11 protein-coding genes are annotated in these 15,991 nt (G+C 65.9%); 5 read left to right on the top strand and 6 right to left on the bottom strand.

Features of this window, described 5'->3' with window-relative positions; all coding sequences use genetic code 11:
• Nucleotides 1-34: 34 nt before the first annotated feature.
• Together odhB and M5C98_RS09305 are read right to left on the bottom strand one after the other, a co-directional pair.
• A complete protein-coding gene (gene odhB, locus M5C98_RS09310) occupies nucleotides 35-1,321 on the bottom strand; it encodes a 2-oxoglutarate dehydrogenase complex dihydrolipoyllysine-residue succinyltransferase (RefSeq protein WP_272552340.1) in 1,287 nt (428 codons plus the stop codon).
• Between the two features lie 52 nt (nucleotides 1,322-1,373).
• Nucleotides 1,374-4,253 carry a 2-oxoglutarate dehydrogenase E1 component gene (locus M5C98_RS09305; protein ID WP_272552339.1) on the bottom strand — a complete coding sequence of 960 codons (2,880 nt, stop codon included), beginning with the start codon at nucleotides 4,251-4,253 and terminating at the stop codon, nucleotides 1,374-1,376.
• Between the two features lie 231 nt (nucleotides 4,254-4,484).
• Between M5C98_RS09305 and M5C98_RS09300 the strand changes: the two genes are divergently transcribed.
• The 3 genes from M5C98_RS09300 to M5C98_RS09290 are packed head-to-tail and all read left to right on the top strand — an operon-like array spanning nucleotide 4,485 to nucleotide 8,291.
• The gene (locus M5C98_RS09300) at nucleotides 4,485-5,543 is read left to right on the top strand and encodes an AI-2E family transporter (protein WP_272552338.1); all 1,059 of its coding nucleotides are present in this window, start codon (nucleotides 4,485-4,487) and stop codon (nucleotides 5,541-5,543) included.
• Between the two features lie 47 nt (nucleotides 5,544-5,590).
• Nucleotides 5,591-7,849 carry a diguanylate cyclase domain-containing protein gene (locus M5C98_RS09295; protein WP_272552337.1) on the top strand — a complete coding sequence of 753 codons (2,259 nt, stop codon included), beginning with the start codon at nucleotides 5,591-5,593 and terminating at the stop codon, nucleotides 7,847-7,849.
• Nucleotides 7,850-7,907: 58 nt separating this feature from the next.
• Nucleotides 7,908-8,291: a FlxA-like family protein gene (locus M5C98_RS09290; RefSeq protein ID WP_272552336.1), complete on the top strand. Its 384-nt coding sequence runs from the start codon at nucleotides 7,908-7,910 to the stop codon at nucleotides 8,289-8,291.
• A 138-nt stretch (nucleotides 8,292-8,429) separates the two neighbouring features.
• Here the strand turns inward: M5C98_RS09290 and M5C98_RS09285 are convergent, their stop codons facing one another.
• The 4 genes from M5C98_RS09285 to M5C98_RS09270 are packed head-to-tail and all read right to left on the bottom strand — an operon-like array spanning nucleotide 8,430 to nucleotide 14,110.
• Nucleotides 8,430-10,106, bottom strand: a complete 1,677-nt coding sequence (locus tag M5C98_RS09285) for an ABC transporter ATP-binding protein (protein ID WP_272552335.1) — start codon at nucleotides 10,104-10,106, stop codon at nucleotides 8,430-8,432.
• Entirely contained in the window at nucleotides 10,103-11,188 is a 1,086-nt protein-coding gene (locus M5C98_RS09280) for an ABC transporter permease (protein ID WP_442867250.1), read from the bottom strand. Before M5C98_RS09280 ends, M5C98_RS09285 begins: the two co-directional genes overlap by 4 nt.
• Nucleotides 11,181-12,218: a microcin C ABC transporter permease YejB gene (locus M5C98_RS09275; RefSeq protein WP_272552333.1), complete on the bottom strand. Its 1,038-nt coding sequence runs from the start codon at nucleotides 12,216-12,218 to the stop codon at nucleotides 11,181-11,183. Before M5C98_RS09275 ends, M5C98_RS09280 begins: the two co-directional genes overlap by 8 nt.
• Before the next feature lie 59 nt (nucleotides 12,219-12,277).
• Nucleotides 12,278-14,110, bottom strand: coding sequence for an extracellular solute-binding protein (locus M5C98_RS09270; RefSeq protein WP_272552332.1), 1,833 nt, complete (start codon nucleotides 14,108-14,110; stop codon nucleotides 12,278-12,280).
• 125 nt (nucleotides 14,111-14,235) lie between these two features.
• Between M5C98_RS09270 and fabI the strand changes: the two genes are divergently transcribed.
• Nucleotides 14,236-15,033: an enoyl-ACP reductase FabI gene (fabI, locus tag M5C98_RS09265; protein ID WP_272552330.1), complete on the top strand. Its 798-nt coding sequence runs from the start codon at nucleotides 14,236-14,238 to the stop codon at nucleotides 15,031-15,033.
• Between the two features lie 75 nt (nucleotides 15,034-15,108).
• Nucleotides 15,109-15,984: a DNA ligase gene (locus M5C98_RS09260; protein ID WP_272552329.1), complete on the top strand. Its 876-nt coding sequence runs from the start codon at nucleotides 15,109-15,111 to the stop codon at nucleotides 15,982-15,984.
• Nucleotides 15,985-15,991 lie beyond the last annotated feature (7 nt).

Here is a 15,991-nt window from a genome sequence, read left to right as displayed (position 1 = left end):
GGCCGGGCCACGCGGGCGGGTCCATCCAGGGGGATCAGATGTCGAACAGCAGGCGCGAAGGATCTTCCAGCGCTTCCTTCATGGCCACCAGGCCCAGCACGGCTTCACGGCCGTCGATGATGCGGTGGTCGTACGACATGGCCAGGTAGTTCATCGGGCGGATGACGATCTGGCCGTTTTCCACCACGGCACGGTCCTTGGTGGCGTGCACGCCCAGGATGGCCGACTGCGGCGGGTTGATGATGGGCGTGGACAGCATGGAGCCGAACGTGCCGCCATTGGAGATGGAGAACGTGCCGCCGGTCATCTCTTCGATGCCCAGCTTGCCGTCCTTGGCCTTCTGGCCGAACTCGGCGATCTTCTTTTCGATCTCGGCGAACGTCATCTGGTCGGCGTTGCGCAGGATCGGCACCACCAGGCCGCGGGGCGAGCCCACGGCAATGCCGATGTCGAAGTAGCCGTGATAGACGATGTCGTTGCCATCGACCGAGGCGTTCAGCACCGGGTACTTCTTCAAGGCATGCACGGCCGCCTTCACGAAGAAGCTCATGAAGCCGATCTTCACGCCGTGTTCCTTGGTGAACGCGTCCTGGAACTTCTTGCGCATATCCATCACCGGAGCCATGTTCACTTCGTTGAACGTGGTCAGGATGGCGTTGGTCGATTGCGACTGCAGCAGGCGCTCGGCCACGCGGGCGCGCAGGCGGCTCATGGGAACGCGCTGCTCGGGGCGGCCGCTCAGGTCTTCCTTGGCGGTGGGTGCGGCCACCTGGGGCAATGCCTTGGTGGGCACGCCGGTGGGGATTACGCTCGGCGCGGCCGCAGCGGTCTTGCCGGCGCCCGATGCCACGGCACCCAGCACGTCGCCCTTGGTCACGCGGCCATCCTTGCCCGTGCCGGCCACGGCCGAGACGGACAGGTTGTTGTCGGCCAGCAGCTTGGCGGCGGCGGGCATGGCCACGTCGCTCTTGGAGCCGCCAGCGGCAGCGGGGGCTGCAGCGGCTGGTGCGGGTGCCGAAGCCGCCGCAGGAGCGGCGGCGGGGGCTGCTGCCGCGGCAGGAGCGGCTGCGCCGGCCTTGCCTTCGGTATCGATCTTGGCGATGAGCTGCTCGGCCACCACGGTGGCGCCGTCGCCCTGCACGATTTCCGCCAGCACGCCAGCAGAAGGAGCGGGCACTTCCAGCACGACCTTGTCGGTTTCGATCTCGATCAGGATTTCATCGATGGCGACGGCCTCTCCGGCCTTCTTCTTCCACGTGAGCATCGTGGCTTCCGCCACGGATTCGGACAGTTGGGGGACTTTGACTTCAACGATAGCCATGGGAATTCTTTCGGGGATTGTTTCTGCTTTTTGTGTGTTCGGGTTTCCGGCCTTACTTGGTCAGGACAAACCCCTTGAGCTTCGCGAACGCGCCGTCCACCAGTGCCTTTTGCTGCTCCTGATGCAGGTGCGAGTAGCCCACCGCGGGCGATGCCGAAGCGGCACGGCCGGAGTAACCCAGCTTCTGGCCTTCGAGCATGTTCTCGTGGATGTAGTGCTGCACGAAGAACCAAGCGCCCTGGTTCTGCGGCTCGTCCTGGCACCACACGATGTCGGTGGCGTTCGGGTACTTCTTCAGCTCGGCAGCGAAAGCCTTGTGCGGGAACGGATAGAGCTGTTCCACGCGCAGGATGACGACGTCGTCGGCTTCTTTCTCTTCGCGCTTCTTGACCAGGTCGTAGTACACCTTGCCCGAGCAGGCGATGACGCGCTTGACCTTGTCGGCCTTCTTCTCGATGGCTTCGTTCTGCTCCGGGATCACCGTCTGGAAGCTGCCCTTGGTGAACTCGGACAGCGGCGAGGTCGCGTCCTTGTTACGCAGCAGCGACTTCGGGGTCATGATGATCAGCGGCTTGCGCAGGTGGCGGACCATCTGGCGGCGCAGCACGTGGAAGATCTGGCTGGCGGTGGTGGGCTGCACCACCTGCATGTTGGCGTCGGCGGACAACTGCATGAAGCGCTCCAGGCGTGCCGAGCTGTGCTCGGGGCCCTGGCCTTCGTAGCCGTGCGGCAGCATCAGCGTGATGCCGTTCACGCGGCCCCACTTCACTTCGCCGGAGGCGATGAACTGGTCGATCACGACCTGCGCGCCGTTGGCGAAGTCGCCGAACTGCGCTTCCCAGATCACGAGCGTGTTGGGATCGTTGGAGGCATAGCCGTATTCGAAGCCCAGCACCGCCTCCTCGGACAGGATGGAGTCGATCACGACGAACGGTGCCTGGTTCTCGCTCACGTTCTGCAACGGCACATAGGTGCCCGTGTCCCACTTCTCGCGCTTTTGGTCATGGATGACCGAGTGGCGGTGAGTGAACGTGCCGCGGCCGCAATCCTCGCCCGACAGGCGCACGGGGAAGCCGCTGGCCACCAGCGAGGCGAAAGCCATGTGCTCGCCCATGCCCCAGTCCACGGGAATGTCGCCACGGCCCATGGCGGCGCGGTCGTCGTACACCTTCTTGACCAGTTGGTGGGGCGTCACGCCTTCAGGGATGGTGGTGATCTTCTCGGACAGACGCTTCCACTCGGCCAGCGGGATGGCGGTGTCGCCGGCATCGGTCCACTTCTTGCCCAGGAAGGGGCTCCAGTCCACCGCGTACTTGCTCTTGAAGTTGGTCAGCACGGGATCGACCGTGTGCTTGCCCGCGTCCATGGCGGCGCGGTACGCCTTGGACATGTCGTCGCCCAAGGTTTCGCCCAGGCCCTGCGTGGCCAGCTTGTCGGCATACAGCTTGCGGGTGCCGGGGTGTGCACCGATCGTCTTGTACATCAGCGGCTGGGTGAGCGCGGGGGTGTCCTGCTCGTTGTGGCCCAGCTTGCGGAAGCAGATGATGTCCACGACCACGTCCTTCTGGAACTCCATGCGGAATTCCAGGGCGAGCTGGGTGGCGAACACGACGGCTTCGGGATCGTCGCCGTTCACGTGCAGCACGGGCGATTCGATCATCTTGACCACGTCCGTGCAGTACAGCGTGGAGCGGCTGTCGCGCGGGTCGGAGGTCGTGAAGCCGATCTGGTTGTTGATGACGATGTGCACCGTGCCGCCCGTGGAATAGCCACGGGTCTGGGCCAGCGCCAGCGTTTCCTGGATGACGCCCTGGCCGGCGAAAGCCGCATCGCCGTGCACCAGCACGGGCAGCACCTGCTTGCCATGCGGGTCGGCGCGGCGGTCCATGCGGGCGCGCACCGAACCTTCCACGACGGGGTTCACGATTTCCAGGTGGGAAGGGTTGAAGGCCAGCGACAGGTGCACCGGGCCGCCAGGGGTGCTGACGTCGGAGCTGAAGCCCTGGTGGTACTTCACGTCGCCGGCAGGCAGTTCTTCCGGAGCGGTGTGGTCGAACTCGGCGAACAGGTCCTTGGGCATCTTGCCCAGCGTGTTCACCAGCACGTTCAGGCGGCCGCGGTGGGCCATGCCGATCACGATTTCCTGAACGCCCTTGGAGCCAGCGGCCTGGATGAGTTCATCCATGGCGGCGATGAAGCTTTCGCCGCCTTCGAGCGAGAAGCGCTTTTGGCCGACGTACTTGGTGTGGAGGAAGCGCTCCAGGCCTTCAGCGGCCGTGAGGCGGTCCAGGATGTGCTTTTTCTTGTCGGGACCGAACGTCGGCTTGCTGCGGATGGTCTCGAGCTTTTCTTGCCACCAGCGCTTTTGATTCTGGTCGGTGGCGTACATGTACTCGACGCCGATGGAGCCGCAATACGTTTCGCGCAGCGCGTTGATCAGCTCGCGCAGCGGCATGGCTTCCTTGCCGAAGAAGGTGTTGCTCGTGTTGAACACCGTTTCCTGGTCGGCGTCGCTGAAGCCGTAGAAGGAGGCTTCGAGCTCCGGAATGGCGGGGCGCTCGGTGCGCTTCAAAGGGTCCAGATCGGCCCAGCGTTGGCCGACATTGCGGTAGGCGGAGATCAGTTGCTGGACGGCGGTGCGCTTGCGGCCCATTTCGGAGTCGGCGCTGGTGGCGCCAACGACCTTCGTGCCGCCTTGCTTGGCGCGCTCGGCAAAGGCGTTGACCACGGGCAGGTGGGGCACATCCTTGGCGTTCGAGCCATCGACGGCAGGCACATGCTGCAAGGCGTCGAAGTATTCGCGCCACGTGTCGGGCACGCTGCCGGGGTTGACGAGGTAGTTCTCGTACATCTCTTCGACATAAGGCGCATTGCCGCCGAAAAGATAGGTGTTGCCTTGGTAGGCTTGGTATACGGATGTCGTATCGCTCATATTCCGCTGACCTCCGCTTCCCTGAGGGAAGCATTAGCTGGTGGGTGAAACCTTCCGCGACACGGCTGAACCGATTGGCGGATGCGACTGTGGCTGGGGAAGGGCCGGGGGTGCGGGCGCCATTGTGCCACCGAACGCCCAAGAGCGAGCCCTACACGGCGTAAGCGCGTGTTCCTTCGCCGCCGCGTCATCGACGTCGCTTACATTTCCCCATCATCTGCAACCGTCTCTATGAACTCACCCACCCTTCAGAGCCGCACCCTGCTGCTTCTTCTCATCGCGGTGACTGTCGCGTTTTTAGCCATCCTCTGGCCATTCCACGGAGCGGTTTTCTGGGGCGTCATCCTGGCGATCCTTTTTACGCCACTGCATCGGCGGCTGCTGCGCCGCATGCGCGGACGGCGCAACCTGGCGGCCCTGTGCACGCTCGGACTGTGCCTGGTGATCGTGATCCTGCCCATGACCTTCATCAGCATTTCGCTGGTTCAGGAGGCCGGGCTGATTTATGAACGCATGAAGTCGGGGCAACTGAACTTCGGCGCCTACGTGCAGCAGGTGCTGGGCGCCCTGCCCTCGTGGCTGCTGGGTTTGCTGGACCGCTTCAACCTCACCTCGGCCGCCGAGATCGAGGCCAAGCTGTCGTCCGTGGCCGTTCAAGCCGGCCAGTTCCTGGCGACGAAGGCGCTGGACGTGGGCCAGAACACGCTGCAGTTCATCGTGAGCTTCGGCATCATGCTGTATCTGCTGTTCTTCCTGGTGCGCGACGGCAGTTCGCTGGTCAACCGCATCCGGCAGGCGGTCCCGCTCGACGAAGAACACAAGCGCCAGCTGGCCAGCAAGTTCACCACGGTGATCCGGGCCACCGTCAAGGGCAACATCGTGGTCGCGGCAGTCCAGGGTGCGCTGGGTGGCGGAATCTTCTGGATCCTGGGCATCCAGGGCCCCATCCTCTGGGGCGTGCTGATGGCCTTCCTGTCGCTGCTGCCCGCCATTGGCGCCGGCCTGATCTGGGGTCCGGTGGCCATCTATTTCTTCGCGACCGGCGCCATCTGGCAGGGGTCGGTACTGGTGGCTTTCTGCGTCTGCGTGATCGGGCTGGTGGACAACGCACTGCGCCCGGTGCTGGTGGGCAAGGACACGAAGATGCCGGACTACATCGTTCTCATCTCCACCTTGGGCGGCATGGCGCTGTTCGGGCTGACGGGCTTCGTGATCGGCCCGGTGATCGCCGCCCTTTTCATCGCCACCTGGGATTTGTTCTCTCAACCCGCGGATTCCTCGGTAAAGTAATGTAATAGCGCAGTTCCGGCCGGCAGCCCTGCCGGCTGCCATGCGCCATGCCCCAGATCTCGCCCCATCGACTCGTCCTGCTGGCCCTTGTGCTGTCGGCAGGCATCGGCGCGCTGTTCGTACGAGCGATCCTCACGATCCGCGACGACGCCTGGTCGTATGCGCTGCACACCAACAGCAGCCTGGCACGCACGGTCGAGCAAAATATCGAGCGCACGCTCAAAGGCTTCGACTACTCGCTGATGGGCGTGGTCAAGAGCCTGTCAGACCCCGGCTTGCCGAGCCTGAACGCGCAGATGCGCAACACGTTCCTTTTCGACCATTCGCTGGACACGCCAGGCTTGGGGGCGGTGGCGGTGCTGGATGCCGAAGGCAATGTGGTGATGCGGTCCACCAGCCTGGAACCGATCAACCTCAACTTGGCGGACCGGGATTATTTCCAGGTCCACACGCTGGCCCCGCATGAAGGGGCCTACGTCGGCAAGCCCATCCAGGGCCGCGTGTCGGGCACGTACAGCCTGCCCATCAGCCGCGCCTACTTTCGCAGCGATGGCAGTTTCGGCGGCGTGGTGGTGGGCACCGTCAGGATCAATTACTTCAAGGAATTGTTCGCATCCATCGACGTCGGGCCGCTGAGCCGAGTGGAGCTGTGGAGCACCCGGGACGGCACGACCATCGCGCGCTTTCCCTACGAAGAGAAAGACGTGGGCCAGCCGATGGACGACGTGAGCCTGCTGGCACGGCTGCAAAAGATGGACAGCGGCAGCTACACCGCCCAGGACCCGCAGGACAACACCGAGCGCCTGCACACCTTTCGCCGCATCGGGGGCTACCCCCTGGCGGTGAGCGTGGGGCAATCGGCCGACACCATCCTGGCCAAATGGCGCGCCAGCGCCAAAGTGCTGGGCGCCTTCGCGATTTTGCTGATGGCCGCCTGCCTGGGCCTGTCCGTCCTGTTCGCGCGCGAGCTGCAGCGCCGCCAGGCCATCGAAGCCCAGCTCAAGCAAGCCGAGCACGATACGCGCACCATTCTCGACAACCTGCCCTCGCTGGTGAGCTACTGGGACAAGAACCAGCACAACCGCTTTGCCAACCAGGCCTACATGGACTGGCTGGGCGTCTCGCCGGAGCGCATGCCCAACGTGAAGCTGCTGGACGTGCTCGACCGGGATACCTACCAACATGCGCTGACGCATATCCAGCAAGCGCTCCAAGGCCACAAGCAGGTGTTCGAGCGCACCATGCCGCTGCCCTCCGGCGAGGTACGCCACACCCTGGTGTCGTACATCCCGGACAAGGACGGCGAGGAGGTGCAGGGCATCTTCGTGCAGATCGACGACCTGACTGATCGCAAGCGCATGGAAGACCTGCTGTTCGAGGAAAAGGAACTGATCCGGCTGACGCTGCAGTCCATCGGCGATGCGGTCATCTGCACCGATGCCGAGGGCAAAGTCACCTACATCAACCCTGTGGCCGAGAAGATGACGGGTTGGCAAGCCTTTCACGCGGCGGGGTCGGACATCGACGACGTGGTTCCCTTGCATCAGGCAGGCAACGAGGGCGGCCTCAGCCCCACCCGCAAGGCATTGGCCGAGGGCAAGGCCCAGCCTTCCGAGCGCGGCGTGGTGCTGCAGTGCCGCGACGGGCGGCGTATCGACATCGAAAAAACGGTCAGCCCCATCACCGACCGGCACGGCCACGTCACCGGCACCGTGATGGTGCTGCGCGACGTGACGGAAGCCATGGAGATGTCGCGCCGCATGGCCCACCTGGCCCAGTACGACGTGCTGACCGACCTGCCCAATCGGGTGCTGCTGCAGGACCGCGCACAGCAAGCCATCGCGCATGCGTTGCGTGACCACCGGAGCATGGCGCTGATGTACATCGACCTGGACGGGTTCAAGCAGGTCAACGACACGCTCGGCCACGATGCCGGCGACATGCTGCTGGTGCAGGTCGCCCGCCGCTTCAAGGCCGCGGTCCGGCATTCCGACACGGTGTGCCGCCAGGGGGGCGACGAGTTCGTCGTGCTGCTGCCCAAACTGGACAATGCCGACCAGGCCTGCCTGGTGTCGCAAAAGATCATGGCGGCATGCCAGCCGCCATTCGATCTGCAGGGCGAAGTACGGCAGATCGGTCTGAGCGGCGGCATTGCGCTTTTCCCCCAGCACGGGAGCAATTTCGAAGAGCTGTCCCGCAGTGCCGATATGGCCATGTACGCGGCCAAGCGTGCGGGGCGGGGGCACTTCCGGCTGTATGCCGGGCCTGACCAGGAGCCCTCCATCGTGCCGCTGAACCAGAAATAAACAGAATAAAAGCCGGCAAGGCCTACAGTTCCACCCCCGACCAGCCGATACCTCGTTCATGTCCCTGTCCATCTCCTCCGCCTCCAGCACCTCTTCCACCAGCGTTTCGGGGAGCCGCGCTTCGGGCCAATCGAGCGGTGACATCGCGGCGCTTCAAAAGCAGCTCAAGGACCTCACGGCCGATCTCAAGCAGGCGTCGGCAGACGCCAGCCAGGCGTCCGACCCCAGCGACGCCAAAGCCAAGCAGCAGAGGCTGCAGGCGCTGCAGAACCAGATCCAGCTCGTGCAGCAGCAGATCGCAGCCATCCAGCAGGCCCAGCAGCAGGAGCAGCAGCAAAAGGCCATGGAAAAGGCCATGGAGCTGCAGCAGTCGGCCGACAAGAAGAAGACCCCACCCGCCGCCTCCGCCACCCTGGGCACGCAAGTCGATACCTTCGCCTGATCGCCGCGCCCGGCGCCCGGCCCACCGCCCGGACATGCGGCGCGCCCCAACGCCTCAAGCCAGCGTTTTGCTATTTAATTGATAGCAAATAGGGCAATCAATGCCCCGGCATAGGGCCGAAAACACCCCAAATCCGGTTCAACCCACCCCATCCAGCCCGGCCGCAGACACCAGCCGCTGGGTGTAGGGGTGCCCGGGCGCATCCAGCACCGCCTGCACCGGGCCCGACTCCAGCACCTCGCCGTCCTTCATCACAATCACGTCGTGCGCCATCGCACGGATCACCGCCACGTCATGCGTGATGAGCAGGTAGCTGAGCGAGCGCTCCTTCTGCAGCCGCTGCAGCAGCGCCAGCACCTGCTGCTGGATGGTGACGTCCAGGGCGCTGGTGGGCTCGTCCAGCACCAGCAGCCGGGGGCTCAGGATGAGCGCGCGCGCAATCGCCAGCCGCTGGCGCTGCCCGCCGGAAAACTCGTGCGGATAACGCGCCAGCAACCCGGGGAATTGCGCCTCGGTCAGGCCCACATCCTCCAGCGCCGACTGCACGCGCGCGCGGCGGTCGGCGGGCGACAGGCCGGGCTCGTGCACCCGCAGGCCCTCGCCCACGATCTCTTCCACGGTCAGGCGCGGCGACAGGGAGGAAAACGGGTCCTGGAACACCACCTGCACCTGACGGCGCAAGGCTTGGTTCTCCGGGGTGTTGCGCTGGGCCGGCAATTGCCAGCCCTGCCCTGCGATCCGCAGCTCGCCCTGGTACGGCAGCAGCCCCAGCAGCGCCTGTGCCAGGGTGGATTTTCCCGATCCCGATTCGCCCACCACGCCCAAGGTGCGCGCGGGTCCGATGGAAAAATCGGCGCCTTTCACCGCCACGAACTCTCCGCGCCGGAACCAGCCACGGATGCCCGGCAGCGGCGTGGCATAGGCCACGCGCAGCGCGTGCGCCTGCGCGGCAGGCACGGCGGTGGGCGAAGGCGCTGCATCCAGTACGTCGCGGCGCGGCACGCTGCCGATGAGGCGCTGCGTGTATGCATGCTGCGGCGCACGGAACACGTCCGACACCGCGCCAGACTCCACCAGCACCCCGTGCTCCATGACCGCCACACGGTCGGCGAATTGGCGCACCAGGTGCAGGTCGTGCGTGATGAGCAGCACGGCCATGCCGGTCTGGCGCTGCAGGTCGGACAGCAGGTCGAGGATCTGTCCGCGCAGCGTCACGTCCAGCGCGGTGGTCGGCTCGTCAGCCAGCAAAAGGCGCGGGCGGCTGGCCAGCGCCATGGAAATCATCGCGCGCTGGCGCTGCCCGCCCGACAGCTGGTGCGGAAACGCGCCCGCGCGCCGGGCCGGCTCAGGAATACCCGTGCTGGCCAGCAACTCGATGGCCGCCTGCCCGGCCTGCGCACGCGAGAGCGCCTGCTTGAGCTGCAGCACCTCGGCCACCTGGTCACCCACCGACATGAGCGGGTTGAGTGCCGTCATGGGCTCCTGGAACACCATGGCGATATCGCCGCCGCGCACACCGCGCATCTCGCGCTCGGACAGGGCCAGCAGGTCGTGCCCGTCCATCAGCGCGCGGCCGGTGATGCGCGCATCGCCCGCCAGCCGAAGGATCGACAGCGCGGTAATCGTTTTGCCAGAACCGGATTCGCCCACCAACGCGAGCTTCTCGCCGGCCGCGATGTCGAAACTGACCCCGCGCACCACCTCCTTGTCGCCGAAGCGCACACGCAGGTCCTGCAACTGCAGCAGTGGGGACTGCGGAGAAGACGGGGACGGCGGGATGGAAGGCGCGGTGCCGCGCAGGCGTGCGTCGCTCATGAATGGTCTGCCTTGCGGGGATCGAGCGCATCGCGCAGCGCGTCGCCCATGAAGGTGAGCAGCAGCAGCGTGACCACCAGCGCCGCGAACGTGAACAGCGAAATCCACCAGGCATCGATGTTGTTCTTGCCCTGGTTGAGCAACTCGCCCAGCGACGGCGTGCCGGGTGGCACGCCCAGGCCCAGGAAATCGAGCGAGGCGAGCGCCAGAATGGCCGCGCTCATGCGAAACGGCAGAAAGGTCACCACCGGCGTCATGCTGTTGGGCAGGATGTGGCGCCAGATGATCTGCCCATTGGGCACGCCCAGCGCGCGGGCGGCCTTCACGTAGTCGAGTTGCCGGTTGCGCAGGAACTCCGCACGCACGTAGTCCGACAGGCCCATCCAGCCGAACAGCGACAGCAGCACCAGCAGCAGGCCGACGCTGGGGGCGAACACGGCGCTGAAGATGATGAGCAGGTACAGCTCGGGCATCGAGCCCCAGATCTCGATGAAGCGCTGGAACGCCAGGTCGGTCTTGCCCCCGAAAAAGCCCTGGATCGCCCCGGTGATGACGCCCAGCAGCACCCCCACCACCGTGAGCGCGATGGCAAAAAGCACGCTCACGCGAAAGCCGTAGATCAGCTGCGCGAGCAGGTCGCGGCCCCGGTCGTCCGTACCCAGCCAGTTCTGCGCCGTGGGGCCGGACGGGTTGGGCGATTTCGCGAAATAGTTCAGCGTGTTCGGGCCATACGGATTGAGGGTGTACAGCGCCCAGTTGCTGCCTTGCCGCAGGCGATCGCGGATGAAGGGGTCCAGGTAGTCGGTGGGCGTGTCGAAATCGCCGCCGAAAGTCTTTTCGGAGTAGTCGTGCAGCATGGGCAGGTAGGTCTGCCCCTCGTAGCGCACGATCAAGGGGCGGTCGTTGCTGATCAGCTCGGCCACCAGGCTCAAGGCCACCAGCGCGCTGAACAGGATCAGGCTCCAGTAGCCCAACCGGTTGCGCTTGAAGCGCCGCCACGCACGGCGGCCGGGCGAGAGCGAGGGTGCAGGCACGGCGCCATCGCGGGGGCGGCCATCGGCCGGCTCAGGGGGGTTAGTCAAACTTGACACGCGGGTCCACCCATACGTAGCAAAGATCGCTCACCAGCTTGGTCACCAGTCCGATCAGCGTGAAGAGATACAGCGTGCCCAGCACCACGGGGTAGTCGCGCCGGATCACGCTCTCGTAGCTCAGCAGGCCCAGGCCGTCGAGCGAGAAGAGCGTCTCGATCAGCAGCGAGCCGGCGAAGAACGCCCCGATGAACGCTGCCGGAAAGCCCGTGATGATGGGAATGAGCGCATTGCGGAACACGTGCTTCCACAGCACCTGCCGCTCCGACAGTCCCTTGGCGCGGGCCGTGAGCACGTATTGCTTGCGGATCTCTTCGAGGAAGGCGTTCTTGGTCAGCATGGCCGTCACCGCGAAGCTGCCCAGCACCATCGCCGTGACCGGCAGCGTGATGTGCCACAGGTAGTCCACGATGCGCGCCCCCCAGGTCATCTCGTCCCAGTTCGCCGAGGTGAGCCCCCGCAGCGGGAACCACTGCAGTTGCCCGCCGAAGATCACCAGCAGCGCCACGCCCAGCACGAAGCCGGGGATGGCGTAGCCCGCCAGCACGATGAGCGTGGTGACGAAGTCAAAGCGCGAGCCCGCCCGCACCGCCTTGGCCACGCCGAGCGGCACGGCCACGAGGTAGCTGATGAAGAAGGTCCACAGGCCCAGGCTGATCGACACGGGCAGCTTTTCCTTCACGAGCTGCCACACGTCCTTGTTCTGAAAGAAGCTGCGGCCCAGGTCGAAGCGCGCGAATTGCCCCAGCATCTGCCAAAAGCGCTCATGCGCCGGCTTGTCGAAACCGTAGAGCGCCTTGATCTGCTCCAGCCGTTTCGGGTCCACGCCCTGCGCCCCCCGGTAAGCCAGGCCTCCGCCTTCGGCCCCGCCGCCGCCGCGCCCCATGCCCGCCTTGGACTCGGCCAGGTACTGCTCGACGGGGCCGCCGGGCACGAACTGGATCACCACGAAGGTCAGCAGCAGCACGCCGAGCAGGGTGGGCAGCATGAGCAGCACGCGCTTGAGGATGTAGGCGAACATGGCGGCGGTGAGGGTCGGAATGTGGGCAGGTCAGGACGGGGCCGGGGGGTGCGGGCGGATCAGCGCCGCGCGGGGTCCGGCGCCGTCTGGGGCGGCATGCGGGCCCACCAGGTGTCGATGGCCCAGGCCTCGCCCGTGGAATACGGCGGCAGCGTGGCCGGCCGCTCCAGGCGCCAGGCGTTATAGACCATGCGGTGCGAGGGCGCCGTGTACTGGGGAATCAGGTAGTGCCCGTGCGCGATGACGCGCTCCAGGGCATGGCAGGCGGGCAGCAACTCGTCCAGCGTCTTGGCCGACACGATGCCCCGGATCATCGCGTCCACGGCCTTGCTCTTCACGCCGGGAAAGTTGCCCGAGTCTTCCGTGTCCGCCGCCTGCGAGCCGAACATGTCGGCCAGCTCCTGCCCCGGGTTGTTGGTGCCCTGGTACGCGATGGTGGTGATGTCGAAGTCGAACTTGCTCAGGCGCTGCTGATAGAGCGCGAAATCCACCGCACGAAAGTTCAGCGTGATGCCGAGCTTTTGCAGGTTGCGGATCCATGACGACAGCGACCGCACGCCGCCCTCGCTGCTGTCCAGGTACTCCAGCACCATGGCCTGGCCTTGGGCGTTGCGCAGCGCGCCGTCCTTGACCTCCCAGCCCGCCTCTCTCAAAAGGGCCTGCGCACGGCGCAGGTTGTCGCGCAGCGTCGTGCCGCCCTCGGTGCGCGGCGGCATGGTCATGGGGCCGAAGGCGCTGGCGGGAAGGCTCTGGCGCCAGGGCTCCATCAGCGCCAGTTCCTCGGGCGTGGGCGTGCCGCGGGTCTCGCACAGGGTGTTGCCGAACAGGCCGTTGATGCGCTGGTAGGCGCCGTAGAACAGCTGGCGGCTCATCCACTCGAAGTCGTAGGCCAGCCCCAGCGCTTCACGCACGCGGGCATCCTGCAGCAGCGGGCGGCGCGTGTTGAGCACGTAGCTCTGGAAGCCCGAAGGCAGCTTGTGCGCGAAATCGCCCTTGACCAGCTCGCCGGTATCGAACTTGCGTCCCGTGACGCGGCGGGCCCAGTCGCCCGCGCTGAAAAAGCGCATCAGGTCGAACTCACCGGCCTTGAGCGCCTCCAGTCGCGCCGTGTTGTCGCGGTAGATCTTCACCAGGATGCGGTCGAAATTGGCGGTGCCCTTGCGCACGTTGAGATCGCGCGCCCAGTAGCCGGGATCGCGCACGTAGGTGATGTCCTTGCCGAAGCGCACCGGCCCGATCTTGTAGGGGCCGCTGCCGATCGGGATGTCCATCACCACCTGATCGAAGCGCTTGGCCTTGCCGTTCTGCACGCCCCAGTCGCGGCTGAAGACCGGCAGCCCGCCCACCGTGAGCGGCAGCTCGCGGTTGGGGTGCTTGAAGCGGTAGCGCACCGTGCGGTCGTCGATCACGTCGATGCCCGCCACGTCGAACAGCGCCGTCTTGTAGGCCGGCGAGGTGTAGGGACCCATCAGCGTGTCGTAGCTGAACTTCACATCCTGTGCCAGCACCGGCTTGCCGTTGTGAAAGCGCGCTTCGGGCCGCAGGCGGAACACCACCGAGAGGCCATCGGCGGCCACCTCCACGTCCTGCGCCAGCAGGCCGTAGCCGGTGGCGGTCTCGTCCAGCGAGCCGGTGAGCAACGTATCGAACATCAGGTCCGACAGGTAGGCCGGGGAATTGCCCTTGATGGTGAACGGGTTGTATTTGTCGAAGGTGGAGACGCGCAGGTTGCTCACCAGCCGCAGTTCGCCGCCCTTGGGCGCGTCGGGGTTGACGTACCCGAAGTGGTCGAAGCCCGCAGGCATCCGGGGCTCGCCCCACAGCGCATAGGCGTGTCCCGCCCACACGGGCATCGCACTCCCCCACAGCAACAAGATCGGCCAAAGACGCATGCGACAATTCTGCACTAGCTGGCTGCGCCCCGACGGGTCGCATGTCACATGCCCCGGTGGGTCTATCAGCGGCGCACACGCCGCCGCCACGCCCCCAATCCCCCGCATTCCACAGGAGAAGAAACATGGGTTTTCTGACCGGCAAGAAGCTGCTTATCACCGGCGTGTTGTCCAACCGCTCGATCGCCTACGGCATCGCCCGCGCCTGCCACGCACAAGGCGCAGAACTTGCCTTCAGTTACGTCGGCGAGCGCTTCAAGGACCGCATCACCGACTTCGCTGCCGAGTTCGACTCCAAGCTCATCTTCGATTGCGACGTGGGCAGCGACGAGCAGATCGACCGCCTATTCGCCGACCTGTCGCAGGCCTGGCCGAAGTTCGACGGCTTCGTGCACAGCATCGGCTTCGCGCCGCGCGAGGCGATCGCCGGCGACTTCCTCGAAGGGCTGTCGCGCGAGTCGTTCCGCATCGCGCACGACATCAGCGCTTATAGCTTTCCCGCCATGGCCAAGGCCGCCCTGCCCTACCTCAACGATAAATCGTCCGTGGTCACCCTGAGCTACCTGGGCGCGCTGCGCACGGTGCCCAACTACAACACCATGGGCCTGGCCAAGGCCAGCCTGGAGGCCAGCGTGCGCTACCTGGCCGAATCGCTGGGCCCGCGCGGCATGCGCGCCAACGGCATCAGCGCCGGACCCATCAAGACCCTGGCGGCCAGCGGCATCAAGGACTTCGGCAAGCTGCTGGGCGTGGTCGCAGGCGCCTCGCCCCTGCGCCGCAACGTGACGATCGAAGACGTGGGCAACGCCGCCGCCTTCCTGCTGTCGGACCTGGCCAGCGGCGTGACGGCCGAGATCATGTACGTGGACGGCGGCTTCAGCCAAACGGGCGGCATCAGCCGAGAAAGCGCCGAACTGTCCTGAGGTTTGAGCCAAATCGGCCACCAGCGCATATTTCCCTAGGGCATGTCGCTATTAAAACAATAGCAAAATAATCCCATGCTGCGCCGCATTGCCATCACCGTCCTGCTGGTCTGCGGCGCGCTGCCGGCCTGGGCGCAACCCCCGACGCCGGTATCGCCCGCCTCGCCGCCGCCACTGCTCCTGGCCAACATCTACCGTGCCGGGCTGCCGCTGGCGGACTACTGGGTGAGCGAAAAGTACGACGGGGTGCGCGGCTACTGGGACGGACATCAGCTGCACACGCGCGGTGGCGAGCGGGTGAATGCGCCCGCCTGGTTCACTCAGGGCTGGCCCGCGATCCCGATGGATGGCGAGTTGTGGGCCGGCCGGGGCCGCTTCGCCCAGGCGCAGTCCACCGTGCGGCAGCGGCGGCCCGACGACACGGCCTGGCGCCACCTGCAGTTCATGGTGTTCGATCTGCCTGCGCAGGGCGGCCCTTTCGATGAGCGCCTGCCGGCATTGCAGGCCGCCGTGGCCCGCATCGGCCAGCCCTGGGTGCAGGCCGTGCCCCAGCAGCGCATCGCCACCGATGCCCGGTTGCAGGCCCTGCTGCACCGCACGGTGCGCGACGGGGGCGAAGGGCTGATGCTGCACCGTGGGGCGTCGCTGTACCAAGCCGGCCGCGGGGATGATCTCATCAAGCTCAAGACCCATGAGGACACCGAAGCGCGGGTCGTGGGCCACGTGCCCGGCAAAGGCCGGCACCGGGGCCGCATGGGGGCGCTGCTGGTGGAGATGCCCGGCGGCCAGCGATTCAAGCTGGGCGCGGGCTTCACCGATGCGGACCGGGATCATCCACCGCCCCTGGGCAGTTGGGTGACCTACCGCTTTCGCGGCACGCACGAGGGCGGTCTGCCGCGCTTCGCCAGCTTCCTGCGCGTGCGCGAGGACATGCACACCGCCGCCCCTTAGCCTGCCC

This window comes from Acidovorax sp. NCPPB 3576, assembly GCF_028473605.1.
Taxonomy (GTDB): Bacteria; Pseudomonadota; Gammaproteobacteria; order Burkholderiales; family Burkholderiaceae_C; genus Paracidovorax.
This window is presented reverse-complemented; position numbering and strand designations above follow the sequence as displayed.